This is a genomic window from Methylophilus sp. 3sh_L (genome assembly GCF_046766015.1).
GTDB lineage: Bacteria > Pseudomonadota > Gammaproteobacteria > Burkholderiales > Methylophilaceae > Methylophilus.
In genome coordinates this window covers 1-19325 of record NZ_JBKOUF010000002.1, presented here as the reverse complement: position 1 = coordinate 19325, position 19325 = coordinate 1, and the positions used below count along the sequence as shown (strand labels likewise).

19 protein-coding genes are annotated in these 19325 nt (G+C 51.1%); 1 reads left to right on the top strand and 18 read right to left on the bottom strand.

The features are described from left to right. Position 1: 1 nt before the first annotated feature. The 4 genes from ACIDF8_RS05825 to epsA all read right to left on the bottom strand — a co-directional run bounded on the left by ACIDF8_RS05825 (position 2) and on the right by epsA (position 5373). Positions 2-1702, bottom strand: coding sequence for a ShlB/FhaC/HecB family hemolysin secretion/activation protein (locus ACIDF8_RS05825; RefSeq protein WP_412009681.1), 1701 nt, complete (start codon positions 1700-1702; stop codon positions 2-4). A 238-nt stretch (positions 1703-1940) separates the two neighbouring features. Beyond that, positions 1941-3368 carry a hypothetical protein gene (locus tag ACIDF8_RS05820; protein WP_412009680.1) on the bottom strand — a complete coding sequence of 476 codons (1428 nt, stop codon included), beginning with the start codon at positions 3366-3368 and terminating at the stop codon, positions 1941-1943. Positions 3369-3448: 80 nt separating this feature from the next. After that, positions 3449-4276 carry a PEP-CTERM sorting domain-containing protein gene (locus tag ACIDF8_RS05815; RefSeq protein WP_412009679.1) on the bottom strand — a complete coding sequence of 276 codons (828 nt, stop codon included), beginning with the start codon at positions 4274-4276 and terminating at the stop codon, positions 3449-3451. A gap of 266 nt (positions 4277-4542) precedes the next feature. Then, on the bottom strand, positions 4543-5373 hold the full coding sequence (gene epsA, locus ACIDF8_RS05810) for an XrtB/PEP-CTERM-associated transcriptional regulator EpsA (RefSeq protein ID WP_412009678.1): 831 nt from the start codon (positions 5371-5373) through the stop codon (positions 4543-4545). A 354-nt stretch (positions 5374-5727) separates the two neighbouring features. Between epsA and ACIDF8_RS05805 the strand changes: the two genes are divergently transcribed. Next, positions 5728-6285, top strand: coding sequence for a lytic transglycosylase domain-containing protein (locus ACIDF8_RS05805; protein WP_412009677.1), 558 nt, complete (start codon positions 5728-5730; stop codon positions 6283-6285). Here the strand turns inward: ACIDF8_RS05805 and ACIDF8_RS05800 are convergent. The 14 genes from ACIDF8_RS05800 to ispD form a co-directional block, all read right to left on the bottom strand. Next, positions 6282-6782: a type II secretion system protein gene (locus ACIDF8_RS05800; RefSeq protein ID WP_412009676.1), complete on the bottom strand. Its 501-nt coding sequence runs from the start codon at positions 6780-6782 to the stop codon at positions 6282-6284. The two genes, ACIDF8_RS05805 and ACIDF8_RS05800, sit on opposite strands and share 4 nt — an antisense overlap. Positions 6783-6793: 11 nt before the next feature. After that, a complete protein-coding gene (locus ACIDF8_RS05795; protein ID WP_412009675.1) occupies positions 6794-7186 on the bottom strand; it encodes a type II secretion system protein in 393 nt (130 codons plus the stop codon). Next, positions 7173-7679, bottom strand: coding sequence for a type II secretion system protein (locus tag ACIDF8_RS05790; protein ID WP_412009674.1), 507 nt, complete (start codon positions 7677-7679; stop codon positions 7173-7175). Before ACIDF8_RS05790 ends, ACIDF8_RS05795 begins: the two co-directional genes overlap by 14 nt. Next, complete coding sequence (locus tag ACIDF8_RS05785; protein WP_412010047.1) at positions 7679-9652, bottom strand: secretin and TonB N-terminal domain-containing protein; 1974 nt, start codon at positions 9650-9652, stop codon at positions 7679-7681. The genes ACIDF8_RS05790 and ACIDF8_RS05785 overlap by 1 nt, the downstream gene beginning before the upstream one ends. Positions 9653-9756: 104 nt before the next feature. After that, positions 9757-10407 carry a hypothetical protein gene (locus ACIDF8_RS05780; protein ID WP_412009673.1) on the bottom strand — a complete coding sequence of 217 codons (651 nt, stop codon included), beginning with the start codon at positions 10405-10407 and terminating at the stop codon, positions 9757-9759. Further along, complete coding sequence (locus tag ACIDF8_RS05775; RefSeq protein WP_412009672.1) at positions 10391-11014, bottom strand: hypothetical protein; 624 nt, start codon at positions 11012-11014, stop codon at positions 10391-10393. Before ACIDF8_RS05775 ends, ACIDF8_RS05780 begins: the two co-directional genes overlap by 17 nt. Then, positions 11011-11589, bottom strand: coding sequence for a PilN domain-containing protein (locus ACIDF8_RS05770; RefSeq protein ID WP_412009671.1), 579 nt, complete (start codon positions 11587-11589; stop codon positions 11011-11013). The genes ACIDF8_RS05775 and ACIDF8_RS05770 overlap by 4 nt, the downstream gene beginning before the upstream one ends. After that, complete coding sequence (locus tag ACIDF8_RS05765; protein WP_412009670.1) at positions 11573-12415, bottom strand: hypothetical protein; 843 nt, start codon at positions 12413-12415, stop codon at positions 11573-11575. Before ACIDF8_RS05765 ends, ACIDF8_RS05770 begins: the two co-directional genes overlap by 17 nt. Then, positions 12396-14093 carry a GspE/PulE family protein gene (locus ACIDF8_RS05760; RefSeq protein WP_412009669.1) on the bottom strand — a complete coding sequence of 566 codons (1698 nt, stop codon included), beginning with the start codon at positions 14091-14093 and terminating at the stop codon, positions 12396-12398. The genes ACIDF8_RS05765 and ACIDF8_RS05760 overlap by 20 nt, the downstream gene beginning before the upstream one ends. Continuing rightward, positions 14090-15262, bottom strand: a complete 1173-nt coding sequence (locus ACIDF8_RS05755) for a type II secretion system F family protein (protein ID WP_412009668.1) — start codon at positions 15260-15262, stop codon at positions 14090-14092. The genes ACIDF8_RS05760 and ACIDF8_RS05755 overlap by 4 nt, the downstream gene beginning before the upstream one ends. A 5-nt stretch (positions 15263-15267) precedes the next feature. Beyond that, entirely contained in the window at positions 15268-15690 is a 423-nt protein-coding gene (gene gspG, locus ACIDF8_RS05750) for a type II secretion system major pseudopilin GspG (protein WP_412009667.1), read from the bottom strand. A gap of 177 nt (positions 15691-15867) precedes the next feature. Continuing rightward, positions 15868-17697 carry an ABC transporter ATP-binding protein gene (locus ACIDF8_RS05745; RefSeq protein WP_412009666.1) on the bottom strand — a complete coding sequence of 610 codons (1830 nt, stop codon included), beginning with the start codon at positions 17695-17697 and terminating at the stop codon, positions 15868-15870. A gap of 6 nt (positions 17698-17703) precedes the next feature. Continuing rightward, entirely contained in the window at positions 17704-18186 is a 483-nt protein-coding gene (gene ispF / locus ACIDF8_RS05740; RefSeq protein WP_412009665.1) for a 2-C-methyl-D-erythritol 2,4-cyclodiphosphate synthase, read from the bottom strand. Positions 18187-18199: 13 nt separating this feature from the next. Then, a complete protein-coding gene (ispD, locus tag ACIDF8_RS05735; protein WP_412009664.1) occupies positions 18200-18889 on the bottom strand; it encodes a 2-C-methyl-D-erythritol 4-phosphate cytidylyltransferase in 690 nt (229 codons plus the stop codon). Positions 18890-19325 lie beyond the last annotated feature (436 nt).

The following is a 19325-nucleotide window of genomic DNA, read 5'->3' as shown; positions in this document are numbered from 1 at the left end:
ACTACCAATCAAAACCGACTTTAAAATGCAATCGTGTGTCGCCACTCTCAGCCATGCCAGCAGGCTTGGTTGGTGCAGTACGTCCGTTATCCAATATCCAGCTGGACTGCAAAACACGGGCAAAATCCAGACGCATGAATATGCCTTGAGCCGCCTTCATATCCAGCCCAAAACCATAAGAAGACAAAATGTAGCGCTCGATTTGGGAGAACCTGTCATCTGGCTGGACATCAGGATTGCGTGTTCTGGCCAGACCGTAATCATAAAAAGCCAGCAAACGCATTTCTTTAACCCAGGAACCGGCATATTTTTGCAAAGGGGGCGACCTCAGCTCAGTCGTGAAATTGGCACCGACATCGCCCAGAGCACTGGACTCTTGAAATCCGCGTACCGTATCCAGACCACCGATGAAATATTGCTCATTTGAAATCAACGCATCGCCTGTTACCTGTCCGCCTAAAGAGCCATACCACTGCCACTGCTGCGGCAAAGTTTGCGTGTGCTCAAACTGGCCTCGCAAGTAAGAATAATTTGGGCGCGCGAAGGATCGTCTGGCGAAAAACTCTCTATCATCACTCACCAATCCTTTAGTCGCGAAGATAAAGTTCAGATCAAGCTTGGTAGTACTCTCTGGCGTAATCAGGCTACCTGTGTAACCAATCAAGAATGGTAAATAAGTGATAGGGTTGCTATCTAAGTCTGCGCCTAATCGACGGGTATTTTGTTTAAAGTCCTTGTAGTCCACACCAAGGGTCAAATTATGGTTGTATGACTTAACGGGACTCGTCATAGGATGGATGTAGCGCAAACCATAAATGTTACCGTTACCAATCACATTCAGGTCGCCCACGGCACTGATATCACTTTCTGACATCACGGCGTATGCTGCCCAATAGTCTCCAGCGTAAGGGATCACATAAGTGCCTGAAAACACTTTGACTTCATTGGTATCTTCTGGCGTCACCTGAAAGCCAAAGCTCACACTATGATCGCTTTGCCATAGGTTGTCGTATCTGAGATTGCCCGCTAAGCGGGTTTTGGTGGTGTTAGGCGTGTAGCGGTTGTTGTATTCAAGGCTGGCGTGCAGTGGAAATTTATCATCCACTTTTAAATCGACTTCAACCATGCCAGGGGACTTGCCCGGACGCAGCACCGGTGCGACCACGCGATCAGGATTAATATTGACCGAAGCAATTTGCTTTTGCACCGTGGGGAAGTGCGGCACAGTCCCTTCTTTAAACTCGGTCACACGCTGCTTGATTTTACCCAGTGAGTAATACTTGGAACCAACCACACTCAAGCGCTCCACCTTGCCCTCAAGTACATCAAGCTTGACGACGCCAGCATTGACCTCTTGCTCGGGGATGGTCACAAATACCGTCAAGTAGCCCGCCTCATGAAAGCTCTGCTCAAGCGCACTACGCGCCTTCTCGACATCCTCAATCGAACGATGCTCACCCAGATAGGGGTAAACCGCTTTTTCTACCTCAGTGACACTGAGTACGGTATTGCCATTGACGACATATTCGAAAATATCAAACTGATCCTTGGCTGCCGTCTCTTCTACTTTTGTTTTATCACTGACCTCTGCCCCCCAGGCATTGACGGGCTGTGGCGCAGATGACTCGGCCTCCTCTGCACAGACTGCAAAAGACCACAAGACACACACACAACTCATCACACGAAGCAACAATTGCAACACCTTTCTACTTTTAATCGCCAGAGGCACTTATTGAGGCTTGCCATTTTGAAAGCACTGCGTGTCACAAAGATGAAATACGGACTAGTCCATGACCTATTTTCATTAGTCCTTATGGGTCATTGCAGCGAGACTTTCAAGGCACAAATTGTGTTGCTGTTTGTGTGTTAAAAAAAAAGCACACCCGGTTAGGGTGTGCTTTTAATCAGAACTTGCAGCTTTTGGCTGCTATATACTGAAATTAGAACAATTGTTGTGCTTGGCAGTTGTTACCGTTGCGTGAACCTTTAGCAACAATTTGACCCACTGTGCAAGAAGAACCTGCGAATGGGTTAACTGTCAGGCCACGTGGAACATCAGCACAATCCAAACCTGTAAATGCACCAATAATCTCGTTGATTACAGTCTCGCCAAATGAACCGGCAGCTGAGTTAGCCACAAAAGATTTCATCTCCATGTGGAAGTCATACAAACCTTGAGCCGCTGTGTAACGCGCATTTGGATCAACAGTTTGACCAGAACCAGCGATAGGCGCTTCTGGGTGTACGTTATCTAACTTGATATAACGGTAACCGTTAGAAGACGTATCTGTACGCCAGTTGTTTTCCAGAGACAATACACCGATAGCAAAACCGGAGGTAGACAACGCTGTTTTAGCGTTACCAGTACCTGAACCCTCAGTGATGATCAATGTAGCTGTAGAGTCATCTTTACCTACTGGAGCCAAAGCACCCAGAATGGATGGGTCACCATTACATGGGTTACGCAAGAAAGTAGCATTTGAAGAGGCTTGCGTACCAGAGGTTGCAACACGACGTGCGAGATTCAAGGCTGCTGTTGAACCAGGAACCAAAATGCTGGCGTCAGCTGCGGTACCACTGACGATAGATGCATATTGTGCGTGGGAAATGCTTGGGGCATTCGCTGGCAGATAGTCAGGATCAGCTGTGTTTGCCGCACCAACGCTTGCGTAAATCCCTTGTGCAACTTGCATTGCGCGATACAGGGAAGTAGAGGTAGCAACACCGAATACTTGACCAACGTTCGCATTGGCTTCAGTACCGTAACCATCGGTTGAAATACCGAACAGTGCGGCTTCAACATCAGAGAAACCACCTGCCGGCAAAGCAATCGCGCCATCTGGAGAAGTGGCTGGTGTCACGATAGCGCAAGAACGGTAGGAAGGAATCGCAGTTTGGTTAGGCAAAGACAATGTGCCAGTTTGTGCAACACAAGCAGAGTTTGCACCTAACTTACCAATACGACGCAGGTTAGTCGTACCGAATACGCCATCACCGTCTACATCGTTTGGAATATGTGGTGCGTATGCATTGAATGAACCACCGTCGATGGTGTGGTAAACCACTGAAACATTGCCACCGCGCACGCAGGCATAAGCCAAGAAGTTGCTGGCTGCTGAAGCACCAGGTCTTACGACTGTTGCTGAAGAGCCGTTGTTGAACACAGCCAGCGTGTTTGCATCACAGCCTGCTGCAAAGCCTTGAAACACGTTGTAAGTTGGGGCGGAGTTACCGGAAATCCAGGTTTCTTTCAATGTATTTGCATTGCGTGCAGTATTGATTTGCGCCTGAGTCACAGGTGCTGCCAAAGCTTGACCAGCAAACAGGGTTGCAGCCACGGCCAGAAATACTTTGTTAAACTTAAACATTTTCGCTTCCTTAGATAAAAGTTTGAATGACGGCCAGCGATCACACCAGCCGTTTTTTCATGGCTTTTGTTTAGATATTGTTAAGCCTTACGACGACGGGCAACCAAACCGATCACACCCAAACCTGCCAGCAACATTGCGTAGCTATCAGCTTCTGGTACTGGGATCACGAACTCCAACAAACCAGTTGAAGTCATTTTGAACTTGTAATCACCATCTGGACCGCTCAAAACGTTAGTTGTCACTGGTGAACCAGCTGTTGCACCTGTCAGCTGTTGAACGACAGTCATGCTTGTTTCCAGGTTGTTCATTGAGACATGGCCTTGGCCATTGACACGACCTGTGGAACCATAAGCTTGGCCGCCTGCATATGCTTTTGACAAGTTAGATGTCACAACGCTAGCACCATTATCAACGCTGTTGTGGTTATCCAAAGCATTGTTTTGCGTCATGTAGCCGTTGTAATTAGAAATCATAGTTTGCAACTGGTTAGAGTTAGTTAGTGGGGTACCAGCTGAAGCGTATGTAGAAATAATGCCGCGTGCACCTGCGCCACTGCCTGTACCATCAGCAGCGTAAATTGCCCATTTGGTTGTCGATGTAGAAGCTACGCTCCAGAATGAACTCCAGGCATTTGCGTAATCACCACCAGCCAAATCAAATGACATGGTCTTAGTCAAACCGTCGGCTGACAACACACCAGTTTTGTGTGTATCAGTCACCATGGTTTGGAAAGTGTCATAGCTATAACCCAGATCAAATGTCGCTGACACGTTGCTGTTGAAGTCCAGCAAAGTCAGAATCATGCTTGAGCTGCCGCTTGTTGCAAATGTCATTGCAGCTTGTGCTGGAATAGTAGCTGCAGATAATGCCAGGGCAGCAACCAATGCTTTGTATTGAAATTTCATAAACCTCTCCTAAAAATTATTTAAAACAGCTGAAAGAACAAACCACTAAATGGCGATTCAAAACAAACACAAAAATGGTGACAGGCGGGTATGACAAGGATGCGATAACTCAGTAGTCCATCAAGACTAGTCGCAATCAACGCTACAAATGCCAATCAAATCATCCTAAAAATTTTAAGAGAGGCAGATGACAAGGATTGAACAAGGACTAGTCCTATCGGACTATGAAATAAGAGTATTAGAAGTAAAGAATAGAGAAGAGAGATTTATTGCTTGCGGTTAATCAAGCCCAGCTTAAGCGCCTTACTGGCGGCCTGACTGCGGTTTTCGACATCGAGCTTACGCAAGATGTTCTGAACGTGGTTTTTGATAGTGAGCGGGCTGACTTGCATAATATTGCCGATTTCCCAATTGGTCTTACCGGCCTGCAACCACTCCAACACCTCCACCTCGCGCTTACTGAGCGGTTTGACCCGACCATGCTTGCTGGTTGACATGATGGCTGGAGACTTGTTCGAGGTGACTTTGACAATTGCACAATGCAAATGCGGCATGAGCAACTCCAGTAAATGTGCAGTTCGGGCGCTTACCGGTGAGCTTAAACGACCAAACATCACCATGGTGGCAATCCTGCTATGCTCATTACCAAATCCATGCACAACAAATCGTTTGAGCTCTGATTGCAGCATAGGCTCGGCAGCAATTTGCTCTACCGCATAGTGTGTATGCACCTGCGAGGCATGCTCAGTGGAATAAAACAAGGGCATCCCTAACTTTGCCCATTCCGTAAAAGCCTGATTCACCAGACCTTCCTGTTCGTGCAATACAAGGTCAAACTGCGCATCGCCAAAATAACGGCTAGAGGTGAGATACTCGTAATCGTAATTGGCACGTTCCATGCCACGAACGCCAATAATAACAACCTCATGTGCAAGCAGGCATTGAAACCCGCGTTGCAGCCAATTAAATAAATGTGCACGATTTTGCAGGCGAAGCGACTCTTCGATCACCTCCATAAATAAGACGCGCTGCTCTTCGTTCAGCGCCAATGTCCATTGATCATTGGCCTGATCGTTCCCTGTGATTGCTGTGTCCATGTGTTGTGCACATTGATATTAATGTGCAGCAAGTGTGCTCAAAATTTGTGACAAAAAAATGATTGCGCAGCGTCAGTTTGTTGATGAATTAATGACAACGGATTAATGCATGGACTATTAGTTAAGAAATGAAATATTCATTTAATTAGTCTTTAAGCCAGTGTCGGCGCTGGTTAATACTTGTACACCTAGAAACGACCCTCGTCTGAATACCACCAGTCCGGCTGTCTTGGCAGTGTCATCTCTCTATGCGACCATAGCGGCATGGTAATGAATACTCGCAAATTGCATGTATTTCTGCTGCTATCCTTAGTGGTTTGCAGCCATCTATGCTATGCCGGAAGCATTGAAACGATGCCTGACCACGTTGTGCTTGACCCATCCGATGAGTCTGAAATCGTGATCAGCAATACAGCGTTTGATGACACAGAAACAGAGCGGACAATTCAAGAGGCTGGACGCAATACTCGCGCAGAGTCTCGCTGGTCATCAGAGAACTTGCCTTATCAGGCAGAAGTACAAGCGGCTGCGCAAGTCACGCAATTGGAACCTGCGCTCATTCACGCCGTGATCGCCACTGAGTCTGGCTACAATGCCAAAGCCACTTCACCTAAGGGGGCTTACGGCTTGATGCAGGTGATGCCTGCCACCGCAAAAAAACTGACGCCTACTCCGGTTCGGGCCTGGTCGGCCTCGCAGCAAATTTTATGGGGATCGCGCTATTTGAAGCAACTCATGGACTTGTTTGAAGGCGATGTGGTGCTGGCGCTCGCTGCTTACAATGCCGGCCCGCAAGCGGTCAAATCGCATCAGCGGACGGTACCGCCGTATGCAGAGACACAACAATATGTGCCTAAAGTATTGCGCTACTATCAAGTATTCAAGACCAGACTCATCCCGCCTCTGCATTAGCGATTGGCCCAAGCCTCTTCCAGCCCGGCGAGGCTGTTCGGCTCGTAGATAAACTTCCAGTCACTGTACTGTTTGGCCGCCTGAAAGTCGGCTTGCGCATCCTGAAAACCATTATGACGGATGGGCGCAAGCGTAGATGGGCTATAGACGCCGATGATGCGACCATCCTTGAGGATCAGGCGCATGCCCTGCTTTACCGCAAAAGGGTCTGAATACACTTTGCGCAGATGCCTTTTCGGCACAGGAAACCGCTTGTCTTCAAGTAACTCCTCCAGATTGGCAGGATATTGTTTGGCTGCCAGTGGTGTAGATTCATAATAGCGGCCGATTGCCAGCCGGTAAGCTTCCCCCACCTCAAGCAAGAGGGCTTCGTTACTGCGTTGGGACTGCTGCTGCCAAAGGCTGGCCGCCCCTTGCATGGCAATGGCGGCAATCGCCAGGGTGACCATGATGCCCAGATACGAAAATCCATAGAGGTTGCGTTTATCATGCCTCATGTCAGACCCTGCTACCAGTCTGCATAGGCACTGCCATCCGTGGCCTGTCCCGGGGCGCTGCTATGTAAAGTGTACACGCCGCCTTGTAAGGGCAGCTCTGGCGGTGTAATCACCCAGGTATCGTTATGCTCCACAATCGGGTCCCAGGGCAACTTGTCCAGATAGCGCTTATCCACCAACTCCTGCAAAGTTTCTGGGTATTGGCCCTGATCGGCATAAAACTCATCCAGCGCTTTGCGCGTGGTCAGTAACTGTTGTTTGAGCGCCTGTTCCTTTGCGCGCTGCACCCCGGAAAAATAGCGGGGAACGGCCAGCGAAAGCAATAAAGCCAGGATAGACAACACGACCAGTAATTCAACCAGCGTGAAGCCGCAGAGACGAAAACGGCGGTTACCATTGCGCATAAGGAACTCCATTGAGGCCTGTGCGCGGACTCAGCGAATACACATCGTAGACATCCTGATTATAGCGAGGCTGGTCGGGAGGGCTGTCATAACTACGCAACCCCCAACCCGCTACGGGCGCAGTGTCATCGCGCTTATTGAGCATGGGATCGAAAGGGATGCGCCGTAAAAAACGTAATTTTTTGTGCTTGGGATCTTTGATATCTTCTACGCCTTCGACCAGAATTTGCAAGTTAGGGGGATAGCCGCTGGCATCTGAATTTTTCTTCACCCGGCCATCCTCGGCCGCTTTTTTATAAGCGTCAATCGCACGGCGGATATCGTGCAGATGCTCACGCAATTGCTGTTCTTTTTGCCGCTGTACCGCCACTTGTATCATGGGGGTGGCAATGCTGGCCATGATGGCGATAATCGCCAGCGAGACCATCAATTCGATCAAAGTAAATCCCCAGGTTGGGCGCGTTTGAGACTGCAAACACGCGCATTTGCTCATCAGGGAATCTCCTTGGGCGCCGGCAAACTGGTCGTGCCCTGTTCGGGCAAGTCCCTAATATTGCTTGAAAGGCCATCGTCTGAGGGCGACGCTTGTGGCGCGGCGGTTGCATTCGCCGGTGCCGTGTCTGGTGCGGGCAGGGCCGGTTCGGGCGGCGGCGCAGCGTCAGGCGTGTCATTAGCGGGGGCATCATTAGCGACGGGCTCATTCACAGGTGGCGTACTGCCCTCATTCAACTCATTTTGCCGCTGCAACTGCAGTTCACGGATTTGCTGGTTGCGCGTGAGCGCCGGTGCAGTTGGCATGCTGTTCAACAGCGGCTTGTCTGAAATGACACTATCGGTACCACTCCAGTACTCTGAGAATGTGGCTTCTGGCAAGGTCACGTTACTGATAACCTTAGGCGTGATCGCCAGCACAATCTCGGTTTTACTCTTGTCATCCGTGTTGTTGGAGAACAAGCGTCCCAAGATCGGGATTTCACCCAACCCAGGTAATTTGGTTGCGTTTTTGCGCTCGGAATCCTGGATCAACCCGGCCAGAATCTGCGTTTCGCCATGTTTGAGCCGCAGCATGGTACTGGCGTTGCGCGTACCAATATTGTAGACCTTGGAGTTATTACTTAAGGTCACCGCTTCGCCCAGTGAACTGACTTCAAGATTGACCTTAATGCTGACAAAATCGTCCAGCATGATGCGCGGTTCGACTTCCAGCTTGAGGCCGACATCGACATAAGACACACTTTCTGAGGTCCCTACATTGGCGGTGGTATTGGTGGTGATGACCGGCACCTTGTTACCCACCAGCACCTTGGCTTTTTCGTTATTTTTGACGCGGATCCGTGGATTGGATAACAGATTCAAATCACTGTCTGTGGTTTTAAATTGAACGCCCGGATTCGGGCTCACGCCTATATCGCTGGATTTGATACTTTTGAGTGCTTCCAGCGTCAGGGGGCTATTAAGCACGGTGAGTGAAGTCGGATAGCTAATGCCCAGCTGTTGCAGCTTGCCACGGGTCACTTCCATCACTTCAATTTCCAGCATGACCTCAGGGTCAGCGATATCCTGCGCCTTGATCATTTTTTCTGCCAGCGCCAGCACTTCGGGTTTGTCGCGTAGCACCAGCATGTTCAGGCGTTCATCCACATACACATCACGGATTTTGAGGATGGTCCGCAACATATCTGCGCATTGCTTGGCACTGGTGTTGGCAAAATAAAAGTTACGGATCAACAGGTCTTGGTAATCCTTGTTTTTTTGCTGGGTGGCCGGATAGACCAAAACGCTGGTTGGGGAGAGCACTTTTTTCTGCAAGCCGTTACTGGCAAGCACCATCTCTACCGCTTCTTCAATCGGCATTTTTTTGACAAACACCGATGCCTTGGTCTCGGCTTTAATGTCTTTATCCAGCACAAAATTAATCCCGGTAGCTTTGGATAATGCCTCAAACACCACCTTGATATTGGCATCCCGCAACTCCAGCGTCACCGGTTTGTTGATGGCAGTTTGCAGTTGCGGCAAGCTGGCGCGTGCACGTGGCTCCATGGCAATCAGCTGTTTTTCCAGTGCCTGCGCTTCGGCATTGGTCGGTTGCTCGAGCAAAATATCCCGCACCTCTTTGAGCGCCTGCTTGGGCTGGTTGATATGCTGTTTAGCCAGCGCTAACTGCTTGCGCAATACGATTTCACGCTCGCTGGCACGTGCATAATCCAGCGCTTTCGGTTGATAAGGATCCAGCGTCAAGATACGTGCATACGCCTGTTTTGCACTGGCAATATCCCCCCTGGCATCCGCCTCTGCTGCTTCTGCCAGCAAGGCATTGATGGCTAACTCACGCTCGCGGAACCAGCGGTTGCGCAAAGTCACATCCGCAGGATGCTCTGCCACCTGTTGCGCCAGTTCATGTACCTTGCCCTCTGGCGTTGTTGCGGTCGATTTGGGTGGGAATAGCCCACATGCAGATAACAGCATGGCGCAAACCGCCGATAGCAGCCAACCGGGCACATTTGATAATAAGCGCAAACTGGGCCCCCGGCGCACTTTAGGCGATAGGCGCGGAATCGTGTTTAAAACTCTCATTGGTTTAATATTTCTTCTGTTGGATTATTGTCGGGCTCAACCTGGCGCGAGACTGCACTGGCTGCCGTTTTGCTTTTACTCAACACCACCCCTTTGTTTAATGGCATATAAGTGAAATACACGGCTTGCGTATCCTCGCGGTCCAGGCGCCATTGCGTGTCCACCTGCGACCCCAACTTGGGCATTAACATCTTTTTTTGCTGCATCAAAATGACCAGATCGCCACCAGGTATTTCTTTGAGACTGCCAACATAGCTATAAGGCAAAGGGGGGGCTTGCGGCGGAGGTGGCGGTGGCGGCTTGACCGGGGGCGGTAACCACTCATGCGCGGCAAACAGCACATGCCTGGGCTTGCCCGCAGGTAACTGGCGCTTGAAATAATCCGCCTCAGCGAGAGTGGCCGTATCGACTTGAATATTACCGGCTGGCGTATTCACTGACTGATGATCGTGATCGATTGCGCGAACAGGCTGGCTGGCGCTTTCCTGCACGGGGCGAGTCACCGCCAATGCTTTGGCGGGCCTGGCCGCAACCAGATCGACATCGGTATCCGGTTCTGCCGACCATTGCCAATAAACCAAGCCTAGCGTCAGCACTAAGGCCAGCCAGATCACGGGGGAAGTCGAAGATTTAGCGCTCATTGCCATGCGTGCGCCCTCCCCGAATAAACACCGAGAACGTTAAAGTCGTATCCAGCACTGGCAGACCAGTCTCGTTTTTACGCAATTCAAGCCCGGTCAATGCCATGGCAGGATATTGCCGCAACACATCGATAATAAACTGGCGGCAAGTGACGTAATCGGCTTGCAGGCTAAAGCGCATGTCATACTGCTGGATTTCTTGCGTCGCCACGCTGGCAGGATGCAATTGCCATTGGTAATCCCCCACATTCAAGGCAATCTGTCGTTTTTGCGCCATGCGGGCGATCTGCATCATGCGTGGTGACAAATCATCAAACCCAGGCAATTGCTGCCACAATGTGGCGAGGGATTCCGGCTCGGTTTCAGTGGTGACAGATTTGGCGACCTCATTCGTGACAGTCGCTGCAACCGCCACCGGTTGCGCCTCAAGCTGGCGGATGCTTTGCGTCAAAATCTCAATTTCTCCGCTACGAACTGACTGCTGATGAGAGATCATCACCCATACCAACAACAAAATGAGACTGATCAGCATAGGTAGCCAGCCTAGATACCAGGCAGCACGGCGCAAGAGCCAGACCAAGGTCTGGGCCGAGAAGAGACGGGCAGGCGTCATGGTAGCCAGCCTCCCTGAATTTCGAAACTGACCGGACGCTGGGGATGGCTATCATTGACCTGGTGTTTTTGTAAATGCACCTCTTGCAGTGCTGGCAAGGCTTGCAACTGGCTCACATACTTGAGTAAAGCGGCGTAGTTTTTTGCTTCACCCGACAGGACAAATTGGCCGCGATTGGCATCGGGGCTTAATTGCAACAAGGCGATATCGGCAACCTGGCTCGTTTCTAGCGCCTGCAATAAGTCAAACCAGCGCACATTGAGTTGCTGGACAATTTTTTGTGCAGCTTTTTGTTGTGGCTGGCTTAATACCGCCAGCGGCTTGCTATTGGCCTGACTCACTGGCTGTGGCTTATTCTGCGGTGCATCGGGATGCATCACGGCCTGCTGCTCGGTCAGTTGCTGCTGCCGTTCTTTAAGCGACTGCAGCTGTGCGGCCTGCCCAGCGTCCTCAGAATAGGCAAACCACACCGTCATCAATAATACCGACACCAGTGCCAGTCCAGGCCAACGCACGCGCTGCCAGGCAAATAACGGGCGCGCAAAATCCATTTGATACTCAGGCTGCGGCCACATGGCGGACCTCCTGGCGCATGTGAGTGCGTGGGCTTGCAGACTGCAACAGCTGCCAGGACACTTGTCCGGCCAAAGCTTGTTTTAGACGGTGACCCGCTTTTAGTACTTCTGGGCTGCCGGGCTCAGTTAACCAGTGACAGGCTGACGCCTGTACACCGAGCAACGTGCGTTCGCGCAACACCCAGTCTGCGATGTCCTCTATCGCATCCAAACTGGCCGCTAGCCCGGCGACATGCATAATGCGGCCTTGCTCCAGTTGTAATAACCTCAGCATCTGTGGCTCTGCGGTCAACACGGTACCGGTTTTGGGCAGCCGCGTATTGGCCCACAAAGCGCAGGCATACGCTTGCACTTGCCACTGTATGGCATGCGGGCTGAGCAGGGCTTGCCAATCCAGTGACTGCAACACAGGGATCGCCACCAACAGGCTGTCTTGTGGCTGGCAAACATCTTGCAGCCGGAACGGCCAGTTGCGTGCCACCTCACCATAGGTTTGCATGAGCATGGCGCGCGCATAGGCTTGCTGGTCTTGCCCGGTCCAGTCAAACGGTTGTAAGCCTTGTGTCATGGCTGGCAAACGCAACAAATGCACATGCTGGTCAGCGAGATATAGCTCGATCTTCTGCCAGCGCGTGGCGGGTAACTGTGCCAGCAATGCGAGCAATGCCTGCTGTAAGGCTGGCGCATCTGCGCCTGACCAGTCGGCGGAGGCCATTACGCGGCGCGGACGGATACCCGCCGGAATATATTCGGCCTGTAACTGGTCAGACGAGACCAGTATCCGCGTCAGGCCCAACATGCTGAACTCAGGCCACAAACGTGACACGGTTAATCTCCTGTAAACTGGTCATGCCTTCGCCCACGGCGCTGATCGCCGCCTCGCGGATGGTGCGCATGCCGTTTCGGGCAGCGGCCTCTTTTAACTGCCGGATTGGCTGGCGGGCAATAATCATCTCGCGCAACTCATCATTGAGCACCAGCATTTCGGCCACTGCTTTGCGGCCTTTGTAACCGGTGCCGCGACAATGACCACAGCCCTTGGCATGCATAAACTGCATATTGGCGGCTTGTTCTGCGCTTAAGCCAGAGGCACTGAGTAAATCAGCATCCGGCACAAACGGTTCGGCACAATGCGGGCACAAGGCGCGCACCAGGCGCTGGGCAATGATGCCGTTGACGGCCGAGACAAAATGGTAAGGGTCGACGCCCATATGCATGAAGCGGCCAATCACATCCAGCACGCTGTTGGCATGCACGGTAGAAAATACCAGGTGACCTGTAAGCGCCGCTTGCACGGCAATTTGTGCGGTCTCGGCATCACGGATTTCACCCACCATAATCTTGTCGGGGTCATGCCGTAAGATCGAGCGTAGGCCTCGCGCAAAAGTGAGGCCTTTTTTCTCATTGACCGGGATTTGCAGCACGCCAGGCAACTGGTACTCGACTGGGTCCTCAATGGTGATGATTTTGTCAAAACCCGTATTCACCTCTGAAATGGCCGCATATAAAGAGGTGGTTTTACCGCTACCGGTGGGGCCAGTAACCAGCACCATGCCATAGGGCTCACTGGCGAGTTTCCTGAATCTGGCAATCACCTCGGCATCAAAACCGAGCGCTTTCAAACTCAAGCCTTGCGCTTGCTCGGTGAGGGCTTTGCGGTCCAGCACACGGAGTACGGCATCCTCACCAAACGCACTGGGCATAATAGAGACACGGAAATCAATCAGCCGACCCATGGCATGCACTTTGAAGCGGCCATCTTGCGGAATCCGGCGTTCGGCAATATCCAGCTGTGCCATCACTTTGATCCGTGAAATGGCCTGCTCGGCGCTGTCCAGACCGGGACTGTTGGCGATGCTGGCCATGACGCCATCAATACGGTATTTCACCGCCAAACCGCCTGCATGCGTCTCCAGGTGAATGTCACTGGCGCCTGTTTTCAGGGCGTCATATAAGGTGGAGTTAATCAGTTTGACGATGGGGTTAGCATCTTCGTGGATGGACTTGAGCGAAAGCTGCATGACCAGCTCATCTTCGCCCTCTGGCGCTTGCTCGCTGGGCAGGCCCACGCCGTCCATGGCGCGCATGGTTTCTTCTTCGCCCGCCAGGTAGGCGCTGATTTCCAGCCGGTGTGCCAACCGCCATTCAAATGGCTGTTTAACCGCATGCTGTACCCACAACGGCAATTGGCGGTTAAACGGGTCAGCAAACACCAGAATGAGTGTTTTTTGCGCATCATAAAACGCCAGGCACTCTTTCTGCTGCGCTTCGTTATAGCCAATCACATCAAAAGCCACCTGCCATTCACGCATCTCGCGCATGGTAGCGACCTGGTAGTGCAACAGGTCCGCCAGTTGGCTGACCAACACCTCAGTCTCCACTGGCAGCAGGTCTTCCAGTACTTCAACCACGCGACGTTTCTGTTGCAAAGCTTGTGTTTGCGCCTGCGACAACAACTCATGAGATAGCAGTAACAATGGCTGGTTAGGCATAGGCTGATTCATTGGATCTGCCCTGCCAGTTCAAAAATAGGCATATAGAGCAACAGCACCACTACACCAATCACCAGACCAATAAACAGCATGAGCAAGGGCTCAAACAGACGGGTAAACCAGTCTATCCAGCGTGCCAGTTCTTCATCATAAAAGTTGGCGATGCGGTCCATCATTTGCGCCACATTGCCCCCACGCTCGCCAACCAGCAACATCCGTTCGCCGATCGGGGTTGTCATCCCGGTTACCTGAAACGCTTGCGACAAGGGCTGGCCCTGGCTAATCATGGTTTGTGCGCGCTTGAGGCTTAGCGCCAGACTGCTATCGAGTAATCCTTCCAGCGAATCGAGCGCCACCATCACCGGGGTGCCGCCCGCCAGCAACATGCCTAGCGTGCGGTAAAACCGGGCCAGTTGATACAGTTGCAATTTTTCACCGATGGCAGGAATGCGCCATAAAGAGCGTAACATCCACTGCCGCATGGCAGGATGTTTGAACAAGACTACCAATAGAAGCAACAGGCTGACGAGTAGCGTCAGCATCAGCTCGCCATGCTGGGCAATCAGGCTACCCCATTGCAGCATCAGCTGCGACATCCAGGGCAAATCTGCCCCGGTGCCTTCATAGACACTACTGAATTTGGGCACCACAAAGCCCATCAAGAACGCAATCACCAAGCCGCCCACGACAATCAGCAACAGCGGGTAAATGGATGCACTGACAATTTTCTTTTTGAGGAGTGATACCTGATTGTCATACGCAATATAGCGCGACAAGGCATTACCCAAGTCCCCAGTCCGCTCGGCGGCTTTGACTGTGGCAATATATAACGGTGGGAATACACTGGATTGACGTTCTAACGCAGCTGAAAAAGACTTGCCTTGCTGCAGCGATTGCAAGATGCCTTGTAATACCGCGCGTGTATGATCCTGACGCAAAGCCAGCGCATCAATGGCCTCAACGAGATTCAAGCCTGAATCGAGCAAAGCCAATAACTCCTGACTGAACAAGGCGAGTGGAAACGCCTGGCGCTTGCTCGTTCTGCCATGTTTTTGCGCCTGCAGCGAAACCAGCAACAATCCTTTTGCCTTTAACTGGGCGTAAGCATCCTGCTCATCATCGGCTTGCAACTCCACCATGGTCAAGGTGGCGCCATTTAACACTTTTGCCTGATATTGCATGGCGTTTACCAGTTGCTGATATCCTGCGCTTCGTCATTGCCCCCTACCTGGCCATCTTTACCCAGGCTGTAGAGGTCATACTCACCGTGCTGGCCGGGCATACGGTATTGGTAAGCTTTGCCCCAAGGGTCGTTGGGGACTTCTTTTTTCAAATAAGGACCAGCCCAATTTGGCTGGTTATCCGGATTATTCATCAAGGCTGCCAACCCTTGCTCGGTACTTGGATAATGGCCAACATCCAGGCGGAATTGATCCAGGGCCTGCTCAAGCGCGGCGATCTGTGCCTTGGCTGTCTTGACTTCGGACTTGCCAATCTGCTGAAAATACTTAGGGCCCACATAGCCAGCCAACAAGCCAATAATGACCATGACGACCAATAACTCCAGCAAGGTAAACCCGCGATTGTGACGGACAGCACGATTAGCCATCGAAAATACTCCATGAAAATTTGATGACAATACTAAGCAGATTAGATTGCAGAAAAGTGGCGGTAATATGACAAACTGTCACAATTGCCTGTAGGCCGCAGCAAGGCGAAACCATAAAAAAATCAGGCCAAAGGCCTGATTTAAAAAGAAATAAAAGTGGGATAAATAAAGAAGGGGCTATTCACCCAGGAAGCCACCACTTTGATGTGTCCATAATTTGGCGTAAATACCATCCTTGGCAAGGAGTGCCTGGTGGGTGCCGGTTTCGACCACACGCCCCTGGTCTAACACGATTAAGCGGTCCATGGCGGCAATCGTAGACAAGCGATGTGCAATCGCAATCACGGTTTTGCCTTCCATCAATTGTGATAAATGATGCTGAATCGCAACCTCAACTTCAGAATCCAGTGCACTGGTGGCTTCATCCAACACTAGAATGGGTGCGTTCTTAAGCATCACGCGCGCAATCGCAATCCGCTGACGCTGCCCCCCGGAGAGTTTGACGCCTCGCTCGCCGACATGCGCATCATAGCCGGTACGGCCTTTGGCATCGCGCAAAGTCAGGATGAACTCATGCGCTTCGGCCCGTTTGGCAGCTGCCACCATCTCTTCATCACTGGCATCCGGACGCCCATATAAAATATTTTCCCTAACCGAGCGGTGCAATAAAGAGGTATCTTGAGTCACCATGCCAATCTGCTGGCGCAAGGAGTCTTGTTTCACGGCGGCGATGGACTGCCCATCAATGCGGATCTGCCCGGCTTGAATGTCATAAAACCGCATCAGTAAGTTCACAATGGATGACTTACCGGCACCCGATCGACCGACCAGGCCCACGCGTTCGCCGGGGCGGATATGCAAATCAAACTGCTTGAGCAAGGGCGGCTGTTTGTCATAGGCAAAATCTACCTGATCAAACACAACCTCCCCCTGTGGGACACGCAATGGCACCGCATCCGGCTGGTCCAGTACACGGTTCTCGATCGAAAGTGTATTCATGCCATCTTGTACGGTACCAATTTGCTCATACAGTGAGGTGAGCTCCCACATGACCCAGTGCGAAATCCCGTTTAAGCGCAAGCTCATCGCCATCACCGCCGCAACTGCACCCGCAGCGACCAAGCCCTGCGACCACAGCCAAAGCACCATGCTGCCGCTGGCAATGATTAAACACATATTTAAAAAGTGATTGATGCTCTCAACACAGCTGACCATGCGCATTTGTCCGTGCACTGTATCCAGAAACTCCTGCATGGCTGATTGCGCATAGCTGGCTTCACGCCCAGCATGTGAAAACAATTTCACCGTGGAGATATTGGTATAAGCATCTGTAATCCGGCCGGTCATCAGGGCCCGTGCATCTGCCTGATGCTGAGAGACTTTAGCCAGGCGTGGAATAAAATAGACCAGTGCACAACCATACAGGCTTAACCAGCCTAAAAATGGAAACACCATCCAGGGATGAAAGCTGCCAACGACCGTTACAATGGTGGTGAAATACAACAAGACATACACCATGATGTCGGCGAGGATGAACCATACCTCACGCACTGCCAGTGCAGTCTGCATGACTTTCGCCGATACGCGCCCGGCAAATTCATCCTGATAAAACCCCATGCTTTGGTTGAGCATGTGCTGATGGAACTGCCAGCGCAGGCGCATCGGAAAATTACCAGCCAAGGTCTGATGCTTGAGCAAGGTCTGGAACAGGATGACCAGGGTGCTGCCAATCAACACTGCAGCCACTAACCATAATGTGGACTGATGCGTCGTCCATAACTGTGCAGGATGAATGGCGGTCAACTTATCGACCACCTTGCCCATCAAGGCAAACAGCAATGCCTCAAAAGAGCCGATACAGGCGGTGAGCAGCGTCATGATCAAAATATAACGCCGCATCCCGTACGAACAAGCCCACATGAAGGGCCAGAAACGGGTAGGCAACCGCGTCAGGATTTCTGCAGGAAACGGTGAAACCAGCGCTTCAAAACGGCTAAACAATCGCATGGTCAACTACTTTGGATAAACAGTACAAACAGCTTCTGCCGCAATACCTTCACTGCGGCCGGTAAAGCCAAGCTTTTCTGTCGTCGTCGCCTTGACATTGACTTGCTCAATCGCGACGCCGCAATCATTGGCAATGTTGGTGCACATCTGAGCCGTATGCTTACTGAGTCTCGGTGCTTCACAGATCACTGTCGCGTCAATGTTTCCCACTTGATAGCCTTTAGCATGCAATAACTGCACCACATGACGTAATAGTTCGCGCGAATCTATGCCTTTGAAACGCATATCAGTAGGAGGAAAATGTTTACCGATATCCCCTAACGCTACAGCGCCTAATAGAGCATCACAAATAGCGTGCAACAAGACATCGGCATCGGAATGCCCGTCCAGTCCGTGGCTATGCGGGATATTCACGCCACCAATAATACAATCACACCCAGTGACTAAGGCATGCACGTCAAAACCATGTCCAATTCTTACAGGAATCATATGCTACTTTCTATTATCGGGTCGACTGCATCAAGGCAGCAACCACTTGCAAGTCATCCGGATAAGTGACCTTCATATTCTTAAGACTGCCTAATACCAACTTGGGCCGTTTACCCATCCACTCCATTGCCTGTGCCTCATCGGTAGGGTGGCATGCTAAATAAGTATTAAGCGCATTGTGTAAATCGGTATAGCGGAACATTTGTGGTGTCTGCGCCTGCCACAAATGCTCACGCGGAATGGTTTCAGTAATATGTCCCTGCTCATCAGCACGTTTGAGCGTATCTGCTAAGGGCAAGGCCAGAATGCCTCCAGTATCCGATGCACCAACAGTATTAATTAAACGTTGCAACATCACGTGATCAATTCCAGGCCTGGCCGCATCATGCACCAGAATCCAGTCGGCTGGCTGTACCATGTCACGCAGCGCATTCAATCCATTTAAAACACTCTCGGCGCGCGTTTTACCACCATAAGGTATCACCTGCGTTTTTTGACAGCCATCCAGTAAAGATGGTTGCCAGTCTTGATCATCCGTTGCAATGACAATCGTAATACTCGCAATGTCTTCGCAAGACTCAAACTGCTGAATAACATGCCTCAGCAAAGGCTCCCCAAGTAAGGATAAATACTGTTTTGGCAGCGCCGATTGCATCCGTGTGCCACGCCCAGCAGAAGGGATTAAGACATGATATTGAGACATCCCACTATTTTAACATGCCTCTTGGTAGGCCCTGATGACCATATATTTAACCAAGCACAAACTCATTTCGGTGCCCAAATTTCTTGATAGCCCTAATGGGTCAATGACATGTTTGCTGTTATTTTTTAAGATGTGTTTAAAAGAGGGAGAAGCAGTAAACCAACAACCGCACAAGCGGTGGCAACGATTTTTCAGGCTGCACAGCAGCCGATACGCTTTCATGGCAGTCTATTTTGAGTTGATCTTAATAGACACTTCAACCCGGTGCTTGCACCGGGTTTTTTTCTGCCTTTTTTCAGCGAACGCTGCTCAGGTAACAGGCAATAAAAAACCCAGCACAGAGTGCTGGGTTTTTTGAGTAAGGAGCTTGGGGATGACCTACTTTCGCATACGAAGAGTACACTATCATTGGCGCAAGTTCGTTTCACGGCCCTGT